Annotated in this window: 18 protein-coding genes; 9 read left to right on the top strand and 9 right to left on the bottom strand. The window is 70.1% G+C overall.

What is annotated here, in order from left to right; all coding sequences use genetic code 11:
• Positions 1-95 precede the first annotated feature (95 nt).
• The 3 genes from G9V96_RS12405 to G9V96_RS12395 are packed head-to-tail and all read right to left on the bottom strand — an operon-like array spanning position 96 to position 1,799.
• On the bottom strand, positions 96-584 hold the full coding sequence (locus tag G9V96_RS12405) for an NUDIX hydrolase (RefSeq protein ID WP_168583302.1): 489 nt from the start codon (positions 582-584) through the stop codon (positions 96-98).
• 58 nt (positions 585-642) lie between these two features.
• The gene (locus tag G9V96_RS12400; protein ID WP_168583301.1) at positions 643-1,452 is read right to left on the bottom strand and encodes a class I SAM-dependent methyltransferase; all 810 of its coding nucleotides are present in this window, start codon (positions 1,450-1,452) and stop codon (positions 643-645) included.
• Positions 1,449-1,799 (bottom strand): cupin domain-containing protein, encoded by a 351-nt coding sequence (locus G9V96_RS12395; RefSeq protein WP_226913310.1) that lies wholly within the window; start codon positions 1,797-1,799, stop codon positions 1,449-1,451. Before G9V96_RS12395 ends, G9V96_RS12400 begins: the two co-directional genes overlap by 4 nt.
• Positions 1,800-2,108: 309 nt before the next feature.
• Between G9V96_RS12395 and G9V96_RS12390 the strand changes: the two genes are divergently transcribed.
• Positions 2,109-3,086, top strand: coding sequence for a 1,4-dihydroxy-2-naphthoyl-CoA synthase (locus tag G9V96_RS12390; protein WP_168583300.1), 978 nt, complete (start codon positions 2,109-2,111; stop codon positions 3,084-3,086).
• 138 nt (positions 3,087-3,224) lie between these two features.
• The gene (locus tag G9V96_RS12385) at positions 3,225-4,361 is read left to right on the top strand and encodes an acyltransferase family protein (protein WP_168583299.1); all 1,137 of its coding nucleotides are present in this window, start codon (positions 3,225-3,227) and stop codon (positions 4,359-4,361) included.
• Between the two features lie 326 nt (positions 4,362-4,687).
• Here G9V96_RS12385 and G9V96_RS12380 read toward each other — a convergent pair whose 3' ends face one another.
• From G9V96_RS12380 to G9V96_RS12365, 4 genes are all read right to left on the bottom strand, one after another.
• Entirely contained in the window at positions 4,688-5,920 is a 1,233-nt protein-coding gene (locus tag G9V96_RS12380) for an alpha/beta hydrolase-fold protein (RefSeq protein ID WP_168583298.1), read from the bottom strand.
• A complete protein-coding gene (locus tag G9V96_RS12375) occupies positions 5,917-6,102 on the bottom strand; it encodes an MbtH family protein (protein WP_168583297.1) in 186 nt (61 codons plus the stop codon). Before G9V96_RS12375 ends, G9V96_RS12380 begins: the two co-directional genes overlap by 4 nt.
• A 404-nt stretch (positions 6,103-6,506) precedes the next feature.
• Positions 6,507-7,628: a M20 family metallopeptidase gene (locus G9V96_RS12370; protein WP_168583296.1), complete on the bottom strand. Its 1,122-nt coding sequence runs from the start codon at positions 7,626-7,628 to the stop codon at positions 6,507-6,509.
• A complete protein-coding gene (locus tag G9V96_RS12365) occupies positions 7,621-7,866 on the bottom strand; it encodes an SDR family oxidoreductase (protein WP_168583295.1) in 246 nt (81 codons plus the stop codon). Before G9V96_RS12365 ends, G9V96_RS12370 begins: the two co-directional genes overlap by 8 nt.
• Before the next feature lie 263 nt (positions 7,867-8,129).
• Here G9V96_RS12365 and G9V96_RS12360 point away from each other — a divergent pair, with 263 nt between their 5' ends.
• The 4 genes from G9V96_RS12360 to fepB all read left to right on the top strand — a co-directional run bounded on the left by G9V96_RS12360 (position 8,130) and on the right by fepB (position 12,229).
• Complete coding sequence (locus tag G9V96_RS12360; protein WP_210424408.1) at positions 8,130-9,191, top strand: iron chelate uptake ABC transporter family permease subunit; 1,062 nt, start codon at positions 8,130-8,132, stop codon at positions 9,189-9,191.
• Entirely contained in the window at positions 9,188-10,213 is a 1,026-nt protein-coding gene (locus tag G9V96_RS12355; protein WP_168583294.1) for a FecCD family ABC transporter permease, read from the top strand. Before G9V96_RS12360 ends, G9V96_RS12355 begins: the two co-directional genes overlap by 4 nt.
• A 20-nt stretch (positions 10,214-10,233) precedes the next feature.
• Complete coding sequence (locus tag G9V96_RS12350; protein ID WP_210424407.1) at positions 10,234-11,055, top strand: ABC transporter ATP-binding protein; 822 nt, start codon at positions 10,234-10,236, stop codon at positions 11,053-11,055.
• 124 nt (positions 11,056-11,179) lie between these two features.
• Positions 11,180-12,229, top strand: coding sequence for a Fe2+-enterobactin ABC transporter substrate-binding protein (gene fepB / locus G9V96_RS12345; RefSeq protein WP_168583293.1), 1,050 nt, complete (start codon positions 11,180-11,182; stop codon positions 12,227-12,229).
• 301 nt (positions 12,230-12,530) lie between these two features.
• Here the strand turns inward: fepB and G9V96_RS12340 are convergent, their stop codons facing one another.
• Entirely contained in the window at positions 12,531-13,280 is a 750-nt protein-coding gene (locus tag G9V96_RS12340; protein ID WP_168583292.1) for an SDR family NAD(P)-dependent oxidoreductase, read from the bottom strand.
• A 65-nt stretch (positions 13,281-13,345) separates the two neighbouring features.
• Here G9V96_RS12340 and menE point away from each other — a divergent pair, with 65 nt between their 5' ends.
• The 3 genes from menE to G9V96_RS12325 are packed head-to-tail and all read left to right on the top strand — an operon-like array spanning position 13,346 to position 15,702.
• Complete coding sequence (gene menE, locus G9V96_RS12335) at positions 13,346-14,542, top strand: o-succinylbenzoate--CoA ligase (protein ID WP_168583291.1); 1,197 nt, start codon at positions 13,346-13,348, stop codon at positions 14,540-14,542.
• A 14-nt stretch (positions 14,543-14,556) separates the two neighbouring features.
• The gene (locus tag G9V96_RS12330; protein ID WP_168583290.1) at positions 14,557-14,814 is read left to right on the top strand and encodes a PLDc N-terminal domain-containing protein; all 258 of its coding nucleotides are present in this window, start codon (positions 14,557-14,559) and stop codon (positions 14,812-14,814) included.
• A gap of 3 nt (positions 14,815-14,817) precedes the next feature.
• Positions 14,818-15,702, top strand: a complete 885-nt coding sequence (locus tag G9V96_RS12325; RefSeq protein ID WP_168583289.1) for a 1,4-dihydroxy-2-naphthoate polyprenyltransferase — start codon at positions 14,818-14,820, stop codon at positions 15,700-15,702.
• A 4-nt stretch (positions 15,703-15,706) separates the two neighbouring features.
• On the opposite strand, the gene G9V96_RS12320 is transcribed toward G9V96_RS12325, so the two are convergent.
• A complete protein-coding gene (locus G9V96_RS12320) occupies positions 15,707-16,054 on the bottom strand; it encodes a DUF4229 domain-containing protein (RefSeq protein WP_168583288.1) in 348 nt (115 codons plus the stop codon).
• Positions 16,055-16,099: the final 45 nt, after the last annotated feature.

Below are 16,099 nucleotides of genomic sequence, written 5' to 3'. Positions count from 1 at the left end.
GATGGGGACCTGCGCACTCCGTGCGGCGGGCCGGAGGGGACCTGGACCACCACGCCCCCACCCGGGCACCGGCCCTTCTCGGGTGTGCTGCCGGCTCAGCCGAAGAAGACGTCGCTGTCCTCGGCGAGCGCCAACCGGATCGCCTCTTCATGCCGGGCCAACATCGGCGGCAGGCCGTCGGTGGGCCACCAGCCCGCTTCGGTGGATTCGTCGTCGCCCACGACCGGGTCACCTGAGACCCACCGGCAGCGGAAGGCATGGTCGAGGTAGTTCGAGACGTCCCCGTTGGGGTAGGTCACCGGCCCCACCACCCGGACGGCCACCAACCGCTCGACCCTGATCTGTACGCAGGCTTCTTCCGCTGCTTCGCGCACGGCGGTGCGGGCCGGGTGTTCCGCAGGGTCCACGATGCCGGTCACCGGGGTGTAGGAGCCATCGTCAGAGCGCCGCACGAGCAGCACCCACGGCGGGCCGCCGGGGCGCTGGGGGTCGTCCTTGAGGATGACCGCGCTCATTCCGGGCAGCCACAACGGGTCATGTCCGACGTGCTCACGCAGGCGCGCCACGAACTCGGGAATCGGCATGACCCCAGCCTACGGACCAGCCGATCAGCCCTCGTGACGACGAGGCGAGCGGGGGTCCTCAGCGGCGCCGAGCCAGGATGGCCACCGCGCGCAGCACGTCCGAGTGCTCCCGGAACGACGCGCGCATCTGCATGACCCGGGCGCGGGCCTCCGGACGCCGGGCCAGGTTGACGCCGAACCGAGCGGCGCCCAGCAGGCCTTCGTCCGCGATGAGCCGCGACGGTTCGAGCAGCCGCATCGGGGCCTCTCGGGTCCACAGCACCTCGAACCCCTGGGATTCCAGCAGTTCGCTCCACCCCCGTACAGTCAGCGGCCGGGCCCCCACCTTGATGCGTCGGGAGATGTCCTTGGACGCCCCCGCACCGCGGCTCGGGTCGACGTCGGCGTCCTTCGTCAGCGACAGCTCGTGAATCGCGTAACGACCTCCGGGGGTCAGCAGACGAGCGGCCTCGGCGACAATCGCGGCCTTGGCTTCCGGGGAGCACATCGTCAACATCGCCTCGCCGACGACGAGGTCCGCGCAGGCATCGGGGCATCCGGTCTCGGCCGCATCGGCAACCTGGATCCTCGCGTTCGTCCGCCCGGCCAGCACCTTCTCTAGCGCCCCGCGGCCCTCGGGGTTCGGGTCGACACCGATGTAGGAGACGGGGTTCGCGGCAAGCAGCTGCGCCGCGGTGTGCCCTAGACCAGGGCCGAATTCGACGATGCGATCGTCGGCGCTGGGGGCTGCCTGCGTGATGAGTGCGCGGGTCAGCGCGGCCCCTCCCGGTCGCAGCACTCGCTTGCCGAGCGAGGCCAGCAACCAGTGGCCCTGCATGCGGTGCTCGTCCGGGCCGGCCGTTCCTGAGGTCGTTTGCTCCGAAGTCATTTCTTGTCTCCCTCTTCCATGTCGACCATGACCAGGGCCAGCCGACTTGCTTCCTGTGCCATGAGAGCGTGCGGCGCACCTGGCGCCAGGTAGATCACGTCGCCGGGGCGCATGTCGTGCGCGGTCCCCTCGACCGTGAACTGCAGTGCGCCTGCCACGAGGATGCACGCAACAGCGCGGGGCGAGCTGTGCTCCGTCAGTTGTTCTCCGGCATCGAAGGTGAACTGCACGACTCGCATCGCCGGGTTGTCCACGAGCACCCGAGACGTCGTTGAGGAGGTGACGACTGGCAGGGCATCTACCAGCTCGAGGTGTGCTGAGCTGGTCATTTGCGAGGTCTGGGACACAGGAGACTCCTGGTTTTTAGGTAAGTATTACCTAAAAACCATAGCACGGAATCTCCCGTGGAAATGGTCTTACGGCACCGGCAAGTAGTCCCTCGACCCTGCTGCACCCGGGGAGAATCCAAGGCAGTATCGGCCCGGATATCCGGCCCTCACTGGCGGCGTCGAAGACCGAAGAAATGCCGATCCTGCTGGCACTGGGCAATTCCCGGCAGCTGCGGCGACCGCGAGCAGCAGACCAAGCCGGAGCCGACCGACAGTGCAAGCACGCCGAAACACGGCACAAGGCTTCGCGGTTTGTACCCTGCTCCCATGAGCGCCGAAGCCTGCCAGCCCTTTGACCCCTCCGCGTGGCAGGAGGTGGACGGGTTCGACTTCACCGACATCACCTACCACCGGTGCGTCCTGCCCGGGCCGGTGCCCGGCCGCACCCTGGGCGCGGTGCGCATCGCCTTCGACCGCCCCGAGGTCCTCAACGCCTTCCGCCCGCACACGGTGGACGAGTTGTACCGCGCCCTCGACCACGCGCGCCGGTGCGCCGACGTCGGCGCTGTGCTGCTCACCGGCAACGGGCCCGGACCGGTCGGCACCGGCGCCGCCGGTAAGTGGTCCTTCTGCTCCGGCGGCGACCAACGCATCCGCGGCCGCTCCGGCTACCAGTACGCCTCGGCGGATGCCATCGCTGCCGGCGAGGAAGGCAGCAGTAGCGTCGACGCCGCCCGGGTCAAAGCCGAGGGCGGTCGCCTGCACATCCTGGAGGTGCAACGCCTCATCCGCACCATGCCCAAGGTCGTCATCGCGGTCGTCCCCGGCTGGGCCGCAGGTGGCGGGCACTCCCTGCACGTCGTCTGCGACCTGACGATCGCCAGCCGCGAACACGCCCGGTTCAAGCAGACCGACGCCGACGTCGGCTCCTTCGACGCCGGCTACGGCAGCGCCTACTTGGCCAAGATGGTCGGGCAGAAGTTCGCCCGCGAGATCTTCTTCCTCGGGCGTACCTACAGCGCAGAAGACATGCACCGGATGGGCGCGGTCAACATCGTCGCCGAGCACGCCGAACTCGAAACCACCGCCATCGAGGTCGCCCGCGAGATCCTCGGTAAATCCCCGCAGGCGCAGCGCATGCTCAAGTTCGCGTTCAACCTCCTCGACGACGGCCTCATGGGCCAGCAGGTCTTCGCCGGTGAGGCGACCAGGTTGGCGTACATGACCGACGAAGCAGTCGAAGGCCGAGACCAGTTCCTGGAAAAGCGCGACCCCGACTGGTCCCCCTTCCCCTGGTACTTCTGATCCCGCGCGTTCACCTCGCGCGGGACTGCCCAGCCAGCCCAGGGACCCGGGTAGCCGGGAGGACGCGCCCGTTATGGTGAGGTGATCAGGCACCCCCTGACCTCGTGCCGTCCCTCGCCCAACTGCGGAAGTACTGCCATGTCCACCGACGCTGCGCCTCGACGGGCCGCCCCTGACGCCCCGCCCGCCGCTGCGGGGGCGCACCCGGTGCGTCAACGCATCGGCTGGCTGGACTGCGCTCGCGGCGCGGCGGTCGTGGCGGTGGTGCTGCTGCACGTCAGCATCGGGCACTTCTACATGCTGGATCACTCCAGCCGGTACATGGTGCCGGTCTGGGACCGGATCAACCAGGTCATCTCGGTACTGCGGATGCCGCTGCTGTTCGTCGTGTCAGGCATGCTGGCCAGCACCAAGATCGCCAGGGGGTTCCGCAAGGGCACCAGCCTGGTCACCATCGTCAGCGACTACTACTTCTATCTGGTCTGGCTCCTGGCCTACGGCGCGTTCATGCTCGCAGCGGGCGATCGGCCGGTGCCGTTCCAATTCACCAGCTTCAGCCAATACCTGCTGCAGATCGTCCTCCCCGGCACGCACCTGTGGTTCGTCTTCTTCCTTGCGGTGTACATCCTGGTGCTCACCGCGGCGCGCAAGGTACCCCCGACGCTCATCATCGGCGCAGCGGTCGCTCTGCACCTGTGGACCGCGACGACGTATTCGGTGCAGAGCCCGCTGTGGACCCGGGGCCTACAGTTCGCGCTCTTCTTCGTCCTGGGTGTCTACGGCCGCGAAGCGCTGCTGTGGGTGGCGCGACAGCACTGGCTGACCATCCTCACCTGCGGCGCCTCGGTCGCGCTCTATCTGGCCGTCTCGCTGTCGACCATCATGAGCCTGGACCCGATCGAGCTGCCGCGGGCGGCGCTGCTCATGTGCCTTTACGTTGCCGCCACCCTGGCCGCAATCGGGTTGGCCGGGCTGCTGTCCAAGGTGCCGCTCTATCTGGCCATCGGCTCCTGGGTCGGGCGTCGCACGCTGAGCATCTACGTGATGCACATCCCGGTCATCACCATCATCAATTTCGCCCAGGACGGCGCGCTGAGCTGGCTCTCGCACGCCACGGCCACCTCGTTCGCCTTCGACGCCGCATGGCCGCTGCTCATGACCGCGATCGTCGTCGCCATCTGCGTCGGGCTGCAGAACCTGCTGACTCGGATCGGTCTGGGCTTTCTGTTCGCCCTTCCACAGCCGGTGGCGCGGCGGCTACGTCCCCGCACGTAGTCACGTGCTGCGGCAACCCTGTTCACCAACAGACTCACGTCGCCACCAGCGGCCCGGGCCAGCGCCGCCACATCCTCAGCACTAGTGCCATCGCAACCCACCACACGCCCACCACATTCGGCGGCGCGACGACGCGACTCCACCGTCTGCCGCACCCACGGCTCCTCCCCGGGCCACAACACGGCGTCCGGCAGGTCGCCGTGACTACACACCACGGCGACCTGCCGGGGCAACAAGGCCCCCACGACGCCGACCTCACCGGTCGATCCCCGATCACCAACCTCATGCTCAGAGCCGCCCCGGCCGCCGCCCTCGCCCCTGGGCCCTCACGGCCGAAGAAGGTGGACGAGGCCGTCGGCCAACCCGCCGCGCCAGGACGCGTAGTCGTGGCCGCCCGCGACCTCCCGGTAGGTCACCTCGACGCCCACGGAGCTCGCCACGTCACGGAATTCACGGTTGACGTCGAGCAGTTGGTTCTCGAACCGGCCCACCTCGTGGAAGATCCGCACTCCGTTCGGCGGCGGGTCGGCACGGTAGCGCTCGGTCAGCTCGCCGGGGTGCTCCTCGTCGGGCCACCAGAAGGAGCCGGACTGCACGATCGCCGACGCGAACGTCTCGGGGCGGGCGTGCACGACCTGCGCCGCCGCCAGCCCACCGAGACTTTGACCGGCGACGACGTGGTGACGCGGGTCGTCCTGGATGTCCCCCAAGGCCCGCACCCGGGTGAGAAGTTCGTCGGCGACGAACGCCGGGAACTTCGGGTGCAGCCCCAGTTCGGCGAACCTCAGGGCGCGTTCGCCCGAATCCACGAACACCGTGATGGTCGGACGGATCGCCCCCTCGTGGTGCAGGTTGTCCAGGGTCGGCCCCAGGGGTTGGATCTGCGTCCACATGTCCCCATCAAGCAGCACCGCAAGCGCGAACGGGCCGGTCGCCCCGGCCGGTACGTGGATCCACCCGTCGACCATCCGACCGAGGTGGGCGGAAAACACGTTGACGGTGCAGACCTCCCCGGCGGGGACACCCGGCCGGGGCGCGTACCAGGGCTGCGCGAGGGCGTCGGGCAGGGCGAGGACCGACCCGAGGCCGCCGTGGGCGTTGCCGACCACGTCGTCCGACCAGGCTGGGGCCGTGCAGTGGGCGAGGACGTGGCACCAGCCGTCGCGGTCGCGTCCGGCCTGCAGATCGAGGTCCCGGCCGGCCCACCACGCGCAGGTGACCCGCAGGTCGATCGGCAATGCGAAGCTCCCGGCGAGGACGTCGGTGCCCGGCACGGGCTCCAGACGCATGGGGGTGAGGTCGGCGCGGTGGGTGTCGGTGATGGTGTCGAGGATCACCGCGCACTCGGGGTCCTCGTCCGTGGCCCGGGTGACGAACGTGACGTACACCTCCTCGCCACCGCGCCCCGGCGCCGGTTCGACGATCACGCCACCGCCCTGCGCGGCCCGATCCAGGACCTGGGAGACCCGCTCGGCCGAGGGGTCCGCGATCAACGCGCGCACGGTCTCGCTCTCAACCCGCGGGGGCGGGCCCGGCCACCACTCCGGCTGCCGGCTCATCCGGCGACCTGCAGCCCGGTCCAGTGCTGCTCCACGTACGCGAGGCAGGCCTGGCGGGAGTCGGGGCCGAAAACGGCTGCCCACCCCGCGGGGATGGCCGCGAACGTCGGCCACAGGCTGTGCCGGTCGGCGTCGTCGCGCAGGACGAGGAAGACGCCGGAGTCGTCATCGAACGGGTTCATCGGTGCTCCTTGCTGAGGTCGGTGCGGCCTGGGCCGCGGGGGGTGTCCGTGGCGGGTAGCCGGTCCGGTGGTCGGCGAGTGGTCCTGCGTCCCGGGGATGGGCCTCGACATGGACGTGATCTATCCGGCGCTCGTCTTGCCGAGGGCGGCGGGAGGCAGGGTCGACCACGTGGTAGCGGTCGGGCATCTTCAGCGATGGAACGGTTGCGGAGGTGGTCGCGCAGGCAGCGGGCCGCCTCCCACGCGGGCAGCGCCGTCAGCTGTCGCCCGGCGTCCCGGTCGGCGGGCACGACGTAGGCCACGACCTCGCTGACCGGGCACGTCGTCGCCGCCGGTGACTGCGGCCTGGTGCACGCCGGGGTGGGCGAGCAAGTGGTTCTCGACCTCCTCGGGCGCGGCGTGGCTCAGCCGACGGGGTTGCCGACCAGGAGGACGGTGCGGGCCAGGGCGGTGGCGATCGTGACGGCCGCGTCCTGCGCGCGGGGTGAGCGGGCGTGGTCGGCGAACTCCGGTTCGTGCGGGGCGCAGGCACCGCCGGTGATGTCGAACATCGGGTGGATCGCGCGCACGGCGTGCGACACGTTGCCCATGTCGGTCATGGCGAACCGGCCGCGGCCCGGGCCGACGTCGCGCCCCAGGTCGCGGGCGGTGTCGGCGTAGAGGCGGGCCAGCTCGGGGTCGGTGCGGAAGTCGAGGTAGTCGGGGTCGACGGCGGTGATCGTGGCGGTGCACGACGCGGCGGCGGCCACCCCGGTGCAGGCCCGCTCGACCCGCTCGCGCACGGCCCGCAGGAGCTCCGCGTCGGGGGCCCGCACCTCGAGGGCGAGCCGGGTGTGCGACGGCACGGCACCGGGAGTGCCCAGGTCGCCGGTCGGGGCAGCCACCACGGCGCAGTCGGGCGGCAGGTGCCCCCGCATCAGCCCGAGGGCCGTCTCGGCGAGCACGAGCGCATCGCGAGGCTGGCTCGCCACGTGCGCCTCACGCACCGCGTGCGAGGCCTCGCCGTCGAAGACGACCTCCAGCGTCGAGAGCGCCCAGGAGTCGAACCACGCCGAGTCGTGATCTCCTGGATGGGCCATGACAGCCAGGTCGATCCCGTCGAACACCCCGGCCTCGAGCAGCAGCGCCTTGCCTCCCCCGGACTCTTCGGCCGGGCAGCCGACCGCCGTGACCTGCAGGCCTGCCCGGTCGGCCACCTCACCGAGGGCCACGGCAGTAATGGCCCCGACGGCGGCGATGAGGTTGTGTCCGCAGGCATGGCCGATCGGCAGTGCGTCGTACTCCAGGCATACCGCGACGCGCAATGCGCCCGCCCCCCGCCGGGCGACGAATGCCGTCGGCAGCCCCTCGACGCCGGTGACGTCGAACCCGTTGTCGGACAACACCACCCGACACGCGGCAGCTGACCGGTGCTCGGCGAACGCGGGCTCGGCATAGGCGTGGATCTCGTGCAGGAGCGTGGTCACGGCCGGACGCACGCGCGCGACGGCCTGGTCCAGATCGGCGAAAAGCGGGTGCTCAGGCATGCAGCGTCGCACCGCCGTCGACGTAGATCTCCTGCATGCTCACGTGGGCGAAGTCGGCGCGACACAGGGCCGCGACGACGCCTGCGATGTGATCGGCATCAGCGATGCGTCCGAGCGGGATGCCGAGGCGGTGGTCCGCGCGATCCTCACGCAGCGTGACGGACCACCCGGCCTGCCTCGCGTCCTCGTCGTCACCCAACAGCGCGTGGAGTACCCCGAAGAGGTTGGCGTCGATCATCGCGCGCACCTCGCTGTGGTCCTACTCGGCGAGCTCACCGGGCGAACACCCTGGGCGGCGCACACCAAGGCGGCGGCGGGATGACCGGCGGCGGCAAACCGGGCGACGCAGGCCGCTCCGATTCCAGCGGCGCTCGCAACGGCGACTGCGGGAAGCACAGTCGTGGTCGTTATCATAAGGTGAGGCTAACCTAACTTCTCTCGACCGCGACGAGTTCCCTCCGCCCTTCCGGTCCGCAGGCACATACCGACGAAGAAGAGCCGATGAGCGCCACCATCGCCATGCACCGACGCGTGCCTCCGAGCCAGCCCCCACCTGCCGAGCGCCGCCGCGCCGGACGCCGCCACATCCTTACCCTGGCGGCCCTGACCGCGGCGCTCGTCCTTGCCTGCGCCGCCTCACTGGCCGTGGGATCTAACGACATCCCCCTGGGGGTGGTCCGGCACGTCCTGCTCCACCCCGACGGCTCCCACGAGGCGTACATCATCGGCCACCTGCGCGTCGTCCGAACCCTGCTCGCGCTCGGCGTCGGGGCGGCACTCGCAGTGGCGGGCGCCCTCATGCAGGCGGTCACCCGCAACCCCCTCGCCGATCCAGGACTCCTCGGCGTCACCTCCGGCGCCTCCCTGTTCGTCGTGTGCGGCATCGCCTTCTGGGGCCTCGACACCCCCGCCGGTCACATGCTGTGCGCCGCCGCCGGAGCTGTCGCTGTCAGCGTGCTTGTGTTCGCTATCGGGTCGACCGGTCCCGGCGGCGCCACCCCGGTGCGCCTGGTCCTCGCCGGCGTGGCCGTCTCCTCCTCCATCGGGGGTCTCATCTCCGCCGTCCTGCTCACCCACCCCCGCGCCTTCGCAAGTTTCCGCTACTGGGACGTGGGCGCACTCGTGACCTCGACGCCCGCGCTCGATCGCACCCTGCCCGCGATCGCCCTCGGCGTCATACTCGCCCTCACCCTCGCCCGACCGCTCGACGACCTCGCCCTCGGCGACGACCTCGCCCAAGCCCTCGGCACGAGCCTCGTCCGCACCCGCGGCATCGCCCTCGTCGCCATCACCCTGTTGTGCGCCGCCGCCACGGCGGTCGCCGGACCCATCGGGTTCGTCGGCCTCATGGCCCCACCTCTGGCCCGCGGCCTCGGCGCCGACACCCAGGGCCGAACCCTGCGCCTCACCCTCCTCCTCGGCCCGCTCATCGTGCTCGTCGCCGACATCGTGGGCCGCATCATCGCCCGCCCCGGCGAGATCGCCGTCGGGCTCCTCACCGCCGCAGTGGGCGCCCCCGTCCTGCTCGTCCTCGTCCGTCGTCTCCAGCGGGGTGGCCGATGAGCACCGTCGCCGTCCGCCTCGCCGGGGAGCGGGTCTCCTTCGCCGCCCACCCGCGCTCCGTCCTCGTGGGCCTCATCCTCGCCGCCACCGCCCTCGCCGCCACACTCGCCGCCCTGGTCCTGGGCGACATCACCCTGCCCGTGGGCCGTGTCGTCCAGGTCCTCCTCGGCAGAGGCACCGGCCTCGACCGCCTCGTCGTCCTCGACTGGCGACTCCCCCGGGCGCTTCTGGCCCTCACGGTGGGCGCCACCCTCGGCATGAGCGGCGCCATCTTCCAGGCCGTCACCCGCAACCCTCTCGGCAGCCCCGACATCATCGGCTTCTCCACCGGGGCGACCACCGGCACTCTGCTCGTGGTGCTCACCGCCGCCGCCGACTTCTCCCTTCGGGCTCCCGCCGCCTTCGCCGGTGGCGTCGTCACCGTCGCGATCACGTGGCTGCTCACCCGCGGCGGCAGCCGCGCCGGCCTGCACCTCGTCCTCGTCGGCATCGCCATCACCGCCATCCTCACCTCCGTCAACCGGTGGCTCCTCCTGCGGGCAGACTCCGACACGGCGCTCGCCGCGAGCCGCTGGATCCTCGGCACCCTCGACGGCGTCGGATGGGAGGCCACGCTCCCCGCCACGGGGCTCGGGCTCATCCTGTGCGTCGCCACCGCCGCGCAGGCCCGCCACTTGCGCATCGTCGCCCTCGGCGACGACCTCTCCACCTCCCTCGGCGTCTCGCCCCGGCGCGGCACCGCCGTCCTCGTCGTGCTTGGCACCCTGCTCGTGGCCGTCGCCACTTCCGTGGCTGGACCCATCGGGTTCGTCGCCCTCGCCGCCCCACACCTGGCCCGCCGGCTCACCGGCGACGGGGACGTCGGCCCCGTCACGTCCGCCCTCATGGGCGCGGCGCTGCTGTCGCTGTGCGACCTCGCAACCGGCCGCCTGCTGCCCGACCTGCCCGTCGGCGTCGTCACCGCCTCTCTCGGCGGTCTCTTCTTCGTGTGGCTCCTTACCCGGGAGCTGCGACGCCGATGACCCACGCGACGGTGACATCCATGACCACCACACCTCACCCGAACGGATCCGTGATGACGTCCAGTCTGTCCGCCGAGCACGTCACGTTGGGCTACGACGACCGCGTCGTAGCCGAGGGGCTCGACCTCCATGTGCCGGACGGCGGGTTCACCGTCATCGTCGGCCCCAACGCGTGCGGAAAGTCCACTCTGCTGCGCTCCCTGGCCCGCCTGCTCACGCCCACCGCCGGGCGCGTCGTCCTCGACGGCGACGACATCCACCGCCGCCCCACCCGCGAGGTGGCCCGCCGCATCGGCCTGTTGCCCCAGAGCTCCATTGCCCCCGACCTCGTCACCGTGCGCCAGCTCGTCTCCCGGGGACGCTCACCGCACCAGAGCCTGTTGCGCCAGTGGTCCCGCGCCGATGAAGAGGCCGTCGCCCAGGCCATGCGCCTCGCCTCGGTGTCCGACCTCGCCGACCGGCAGGTCGACCAGCTCAGCGGTGGTCAGCGACAACGGGTCTGGCTCGCACTCGTCCTGGCCCAGGAGACCCCGCTCATCCTGCTCGACGAGCCGACGACCTACCTCGACCTCACCCACCAGGTCGAGCTGCTCGACCTGTGTCGCCGCCTGCAACGGCACGGCGGGCGCACCCTCGTGGCCGTCCTGCACGACCTCAACCAGGCCGCGCGGTACGCCACCCACCTCGTGGCGATGAGCGGCGGGCGCATCGTGGCCGAGGGGGATCCGCACGACATCATCACCCCCGATCTCACCCGCGACGTCTTCGGTCTCGACTGTCACGTCTGCCCCGATCCCGTGACCGGCACCCCGATGATCGTGCCGCCGTTCGCCAACGACTGATCCGCTCCACACGCCACGCGGTTGCCCCGTCGGGTTGCCGCGGACGTCATCACACCGGAAGATTGCGACATATTGCGACATAAGGTACGCCTTGCCTAACTAGGCACTCCGTCGAAAGGGAACCATGCAACACTCACCCCGCGGCCACGCCACCGTCGCTGCCGCCCTCACCCTCGCCCTATGCCTGGGCATGTCCGCCTGCGGCACCCAGGAATCGCCACAATCTGCGACCCCGCAGAGCGCAGCGACGGCGAGCAACGCACCCGCCACCGACGCGACAACCACCACGGGGTGGCCGCGCACCGTCAAATCCGACAAGGGCGATGTGACGCTCGAGGCCCAGCCGCAGCGCATCGTCTCCACCTCACCCACCCTCACCGGCCCCCTCCTCGCCGTCGGCGCCCCCGTCATCGCCACGGCGGCCACCAAACCCAACACCGACGTCTCCGACGACCAAGGCTTCTTCTCTCAGTGGGGCCCCATCGCCAAGGAGCGCGGCGTCAAGGTGGCCTACGACACCGCGGCCCCCTCGGCCGAAAAGGTCGCCGCGCTGCAGCCCGACCTCATCGTCGTCGCGGCAACCGGCGGCGACTCTGCCCTCGACCTCTACAACCAGCTCGCCAAGATCGCGCCCACCATCGTCATCAACGGGTCGAACAAGAGCTGGCTCGAGGTCACGGAGCAGCTAGGCCAGGCCACCGGTCACGAGGACAAGGCCGCAGAGGTAAAGAAGGCCTACGAGACCCGACTGCAGGAAGTCAAGGCCAAGATCAAGCTCCCGGAGGGCACGGTGTCCCCGTTCGTCAACTTCGACGACGGCTCCGGCGCCGCGGCATTCACGCCCCAATCCGCGCACGGGCGCCTGCTCACCGACCTCGGATTCACCCTCGCCCCCATCCCGGAGTCGGTCACCGGCACGACGAGCATGGGCAAGCGCGACGACATCGTCGAACTCTCCACAGAGAACGTGGTCAAGGGCCTCGCGGGCGACACGTGGATCGTCTTCGCCCCCGGCGCCAAGACCAAGGAGGTCATCACGACGAACCCGGCCTACAACGCGGCCCCCGCCGTCAAGAAGGGCCAGGTCGTCTACATGGGGCCGGAGACCTTCCGTCTCGACTACTACGCAGCCATGGCCTGCCTGGACCAGCTCGAGAAGCATTTCGCCCAGTGATCCGCCGGCAGGGGCCCACCCGGGCCCCTGCCATGTCCCACTCGATCGAGCTCTCAGCGTGGCGGCATGCGCAACCGTCGCGGGTGCCGTCACGTTGAGTGCAGCAACGCTCGTCGTGACCATCGCGCTCGTCGTGGCCATGGGGTGCGCCCCTGGCCCTTGCGGCCTCACGGCGACGCGACGCCCTCGCCGAGGACGCACCCGACGGCACATCCTCGCCGGCAGCACGCTCAACCCCCACGCCTGACGCGGCCCGGCGACAGCGCCCCCTCCACCCGACGGCGCGGCCCCGTCGACGGGGTCAGGCCAGCGGACCCCGGTGCACCTTGAAGCTGGCGGCCTGCGCGACCGGTTTGACGGTGAGCCGGTCAATGTTCACGTGCTGCGGCAACCCCGCCACCCAACTGACGCACTCCGCGACGTCCTCCTCGGTCAGCGGCTCCTGCACCCCCTCATACACCGCGTCGGCCTTGGCCTGGTCGCCATCGAAACGAACGAGCGAGAACCCCTCGGACTTGACCATCCCGGGCGCGATGTCACAGACCCGGATCGGTTCACCGTTCAGTTCCAGACGCAACGCATCCGAGGCGTACCGCTCCGCAGCCTTCACCCCGCAGTAACCCGCCCCCTTCTCATACGCCGCGTCGGCCGCGATCGAGGTAATCGTGATGATCGTGCCGCCCGAACCGGCCCGTAACGCGGGCAACAGCGCCTTAGTCACCGCCACCGTGCCGACAACGTTCGTCTCGTACATGGCGCGCCACTTATCCAACTCCGCGCACTCCACCGGCTCCAAGCCGAAGGCTCCCCCGGCGTTGTTCACCAACAGACTCACGTCACCACCAGCGGCCCGGGCCAGCGCCGCCACATCCTCAGCACTAGTGACATCGCAACCCACCGCACGCCCACCACACTCGGCGGCGATCTGCTCCAGTTTGTCCACCCGACGCGCCGCCAGCACCACGTCGTAGCCGTCCGCCGCCAGGCGCACCGCACTCGCGCGTCCGATTCCGCTGCTTGCTCCAGTCACTACTGCCACGCCCTTTGTCATGGCCCCATTCTTGCCACACTCCACCCGCGCGCCGAAAGGGTGCGCACATTTCCTACCCTGGCCTGATGAGTCGCGCCCTGTGCATCGGATCCGGGCAGGATGCCCTGCGGGCACTCCCTGCGCTGGAAGAACTGCTTGCCGGGCGCGGACCGTTGCTGTTGCCACATTCCGCCGACGAGCCGTCGCCGACGATGCCGCAGGAGGCGGATCTGGAGGGTTTGGGGCTGGGCCCGCAGGTCGCCGCGTTGGCGGTCGGCACCTCCGGTTCCACCGGTGCAGCCAAACGGGCAGTTCTACCCGCCGCGGCGCTGCGCGCCTCCGCCCAGGCCACCCACGAACGGCTCGGTGGCCCCGGACGTTGGCTGTTGGCCCTGCCTGGCCATCACATCGCAGGTCTGCAGGTCATGCTGCGCTCCCTGGGTGCGGGACAGGCCCCGGCCGTTCTACCTGCGGGCCCGTTCACCGCCGCGGCCTTCGCTCGAGCAGCACGAACGATGACGGGTGGTCCCCGATACACCTCCCTGGTGCCCACCCAATTGCGCCGCGTCCTGGCCGACGAAGGCGCCACCGGCGCCCTCAGCGAGTTCGACGCCGTGCTCGTGGGCGGCTCGGCCACCCCACCGGACCTGCTGGCTGCGGCGCGCGAGGCGGGGATTCGCCTCGTACTGACCTACGGGATGAGTGAGACCGCGGGCGGCTGCGTGTACGACGGGGTCCCGTTGTCGGGAGTCCACCTCGCCCTGGACGCCGGACGAGTCCTGCTCTCCGGGCCGATGCTGGCCAGCGGCTACCTGGGCGGGAACACCGGGGCGTTCCGGCGGATCGGCGGACGCCGGTGGCTGCGCACCGACGACATCGGCCATCTCGAGCAGGGCCGCCTGGCCATCGACGGACGCGCTGATGACGTGCTCATCACCGGCGGACTGAAGGTGTGGCCGGCACAGGTAGAACGTGTGCTGGCGCCGCTGTTGCCTGCGGGAGCCGAGGTGGTCGTCGTCGGGATCCCCGACCCCGAGTGGGGAAGCGCTGTCGTGGCTGCAATCGCACCCTTGGCCGCAACCGACTTCGACGTCGAGGGCCTGTTGCACGCCGCCAGGCGGCTGTTGCCGCGACACGCCCTCCCCCGGGCGATGGCGGTGCTGGAGCAACTGCCGACAACAGGCCCCGGTAAGCCAGACCGGCGCCGGATCGCCGAGTCCCTGGCCCAACCCGGGGCGCTCAGCATGCCCGTCAGTGCGACAATGAGGGATCACCACCCCTGATCAGGAGGTTCAACGTGCTGCGAGTGGTCGTCGCCCTCGCCGTTCTGGCGTTCACCATCTTCTCGGTGGTCGATGTCATCCAGATGCCCGAAGACCGGGTGAAGAACCTTCCCAAGCTCGTGTGGGTGGTGTTGGTACTCCTTTTCACCCCCGCCGGCGGTATCGCCTGGTGGATCGTCGGACGAACCGAGTCCCCGACGCTACCCATTCCGCGCCAACGGCCCCGGCCGCAAGGGCCCGATGACGACCCGGACTTCCTGCGGGGCCTGTGAGGTATGGCCACCTTTACTCAGTGGCTGGAAGGCGCCCGGCCACGTACCTGGCCTGCAGCCATCGCACCGGTCCTGCTCGGTACCGGCTGCGCAGCGGCCCTGGGAGCGCGGCACTGGGACCGAGCGTTGCTCGCGCTCGTGGTGGCGGTCGCGCTCGAAATCGGCGTCAACTACGCCAACGACTACTCCGACGGGATCCGCGGCACCGACGATGACCGTAGCGCCGGCCCGGTGCGTCTCGTAGGGCAAAAACTTGCCGCCCCAGCGCAGGTCAAGACCGCCGCGTTCGCCTCGTTCGGCCTCGCAGCCCTCGCCGGTCTGCTGCTCGTGGCGCTCTCCGGAGCCTGGTGGATGCTGGCCGTCGGCGCGGCCGCGATCGTGGCCGCCTGGTTCTACACCGGCGGGTCCCACCCCTACGGCTACCTCGGGCTCGGCGAGATCTTCGTCTTCGTCTTCTTCGGACTCGTTGCGGTGCTCGGCACGCAACTGACCCAGGCCGCCAGCATCACCCTGGCCGGCTGGGCCGGCGCGGTCGGGGTCGGGGCGCTGTCGTGCGCGATCCTGATGGCCAACAATGTGCGAGATATCCCCACCGACAGCGAAACGGGCAAGCGAACCCTGGCCGTCCGGCTCGGTGATGTCCCGGCCCGCCGCACCTACGTCGCCATGGTGGCCTGGGCTTTCTTGGCCAGCCTCGTCGGTGCCGCCCAACATCCCGGCGCGGCTCTCTCACTGGCAGCGATCGGTCTGGCTGTCCGCCCGGCGCAAGCCGTCTTGGGCGGGGCTCAAGGCCGCGCTCTCATCCCGGTCCTAGCCGCAACAGGACGGTTGACCTTGGCTTACGGCTTGGCTTACGGCCTGGGCGCAGCCCTGTGGCCCAGTTGGTGAGCGTTCAGCGGTAAGGATCGTTCTGCGGGTCTCCGGGTACCTCGCCGGTGATCGAATCGCTGCGGGCACGGGAGTTTTCGGCCGCTTCGATCTCTTCGGCTTCCTCGTCGGTGAGCACATCGTCGTGGCGTCGCTCCTGGTTCCGGTTGCGACGCTGCTCGACCCGCTGTGCCACCTCCACACTCATCGCGTCGCGCATATCTTTAAGAGCGAAAAGCGAGATGAGCATCGAGATCGTCGCCGCCACCAGGATGAGCAGCAGCGGATCGTGCAGCCCGGCAAGCCAGAGCGCCAACAGCGAGCCGAGGAACAGCAGAATCCGCAGCAGCGAGTACCGCACAGCATTGGTCATGTCAGGCTCCTCATCAGGTCGGCGGGCAGGGACAGGGCAAACAGC

The sequence above is a fragment of the Gephyromycinifex aptenodytis genome (assembly GCF_012277275.1).
GTDB lineage: Bacteria > Actinomycetota > Actinomycetes > Actinomycetales > Dermatophilaceae > Gephyromycinifex > Gephyromycinifex aptenodytis.
The sequence above is the reverse complement of the archived record's forward strand: the minus strand, read 5'-3'. Positions and strand labels throughout refer to the sequence as shown.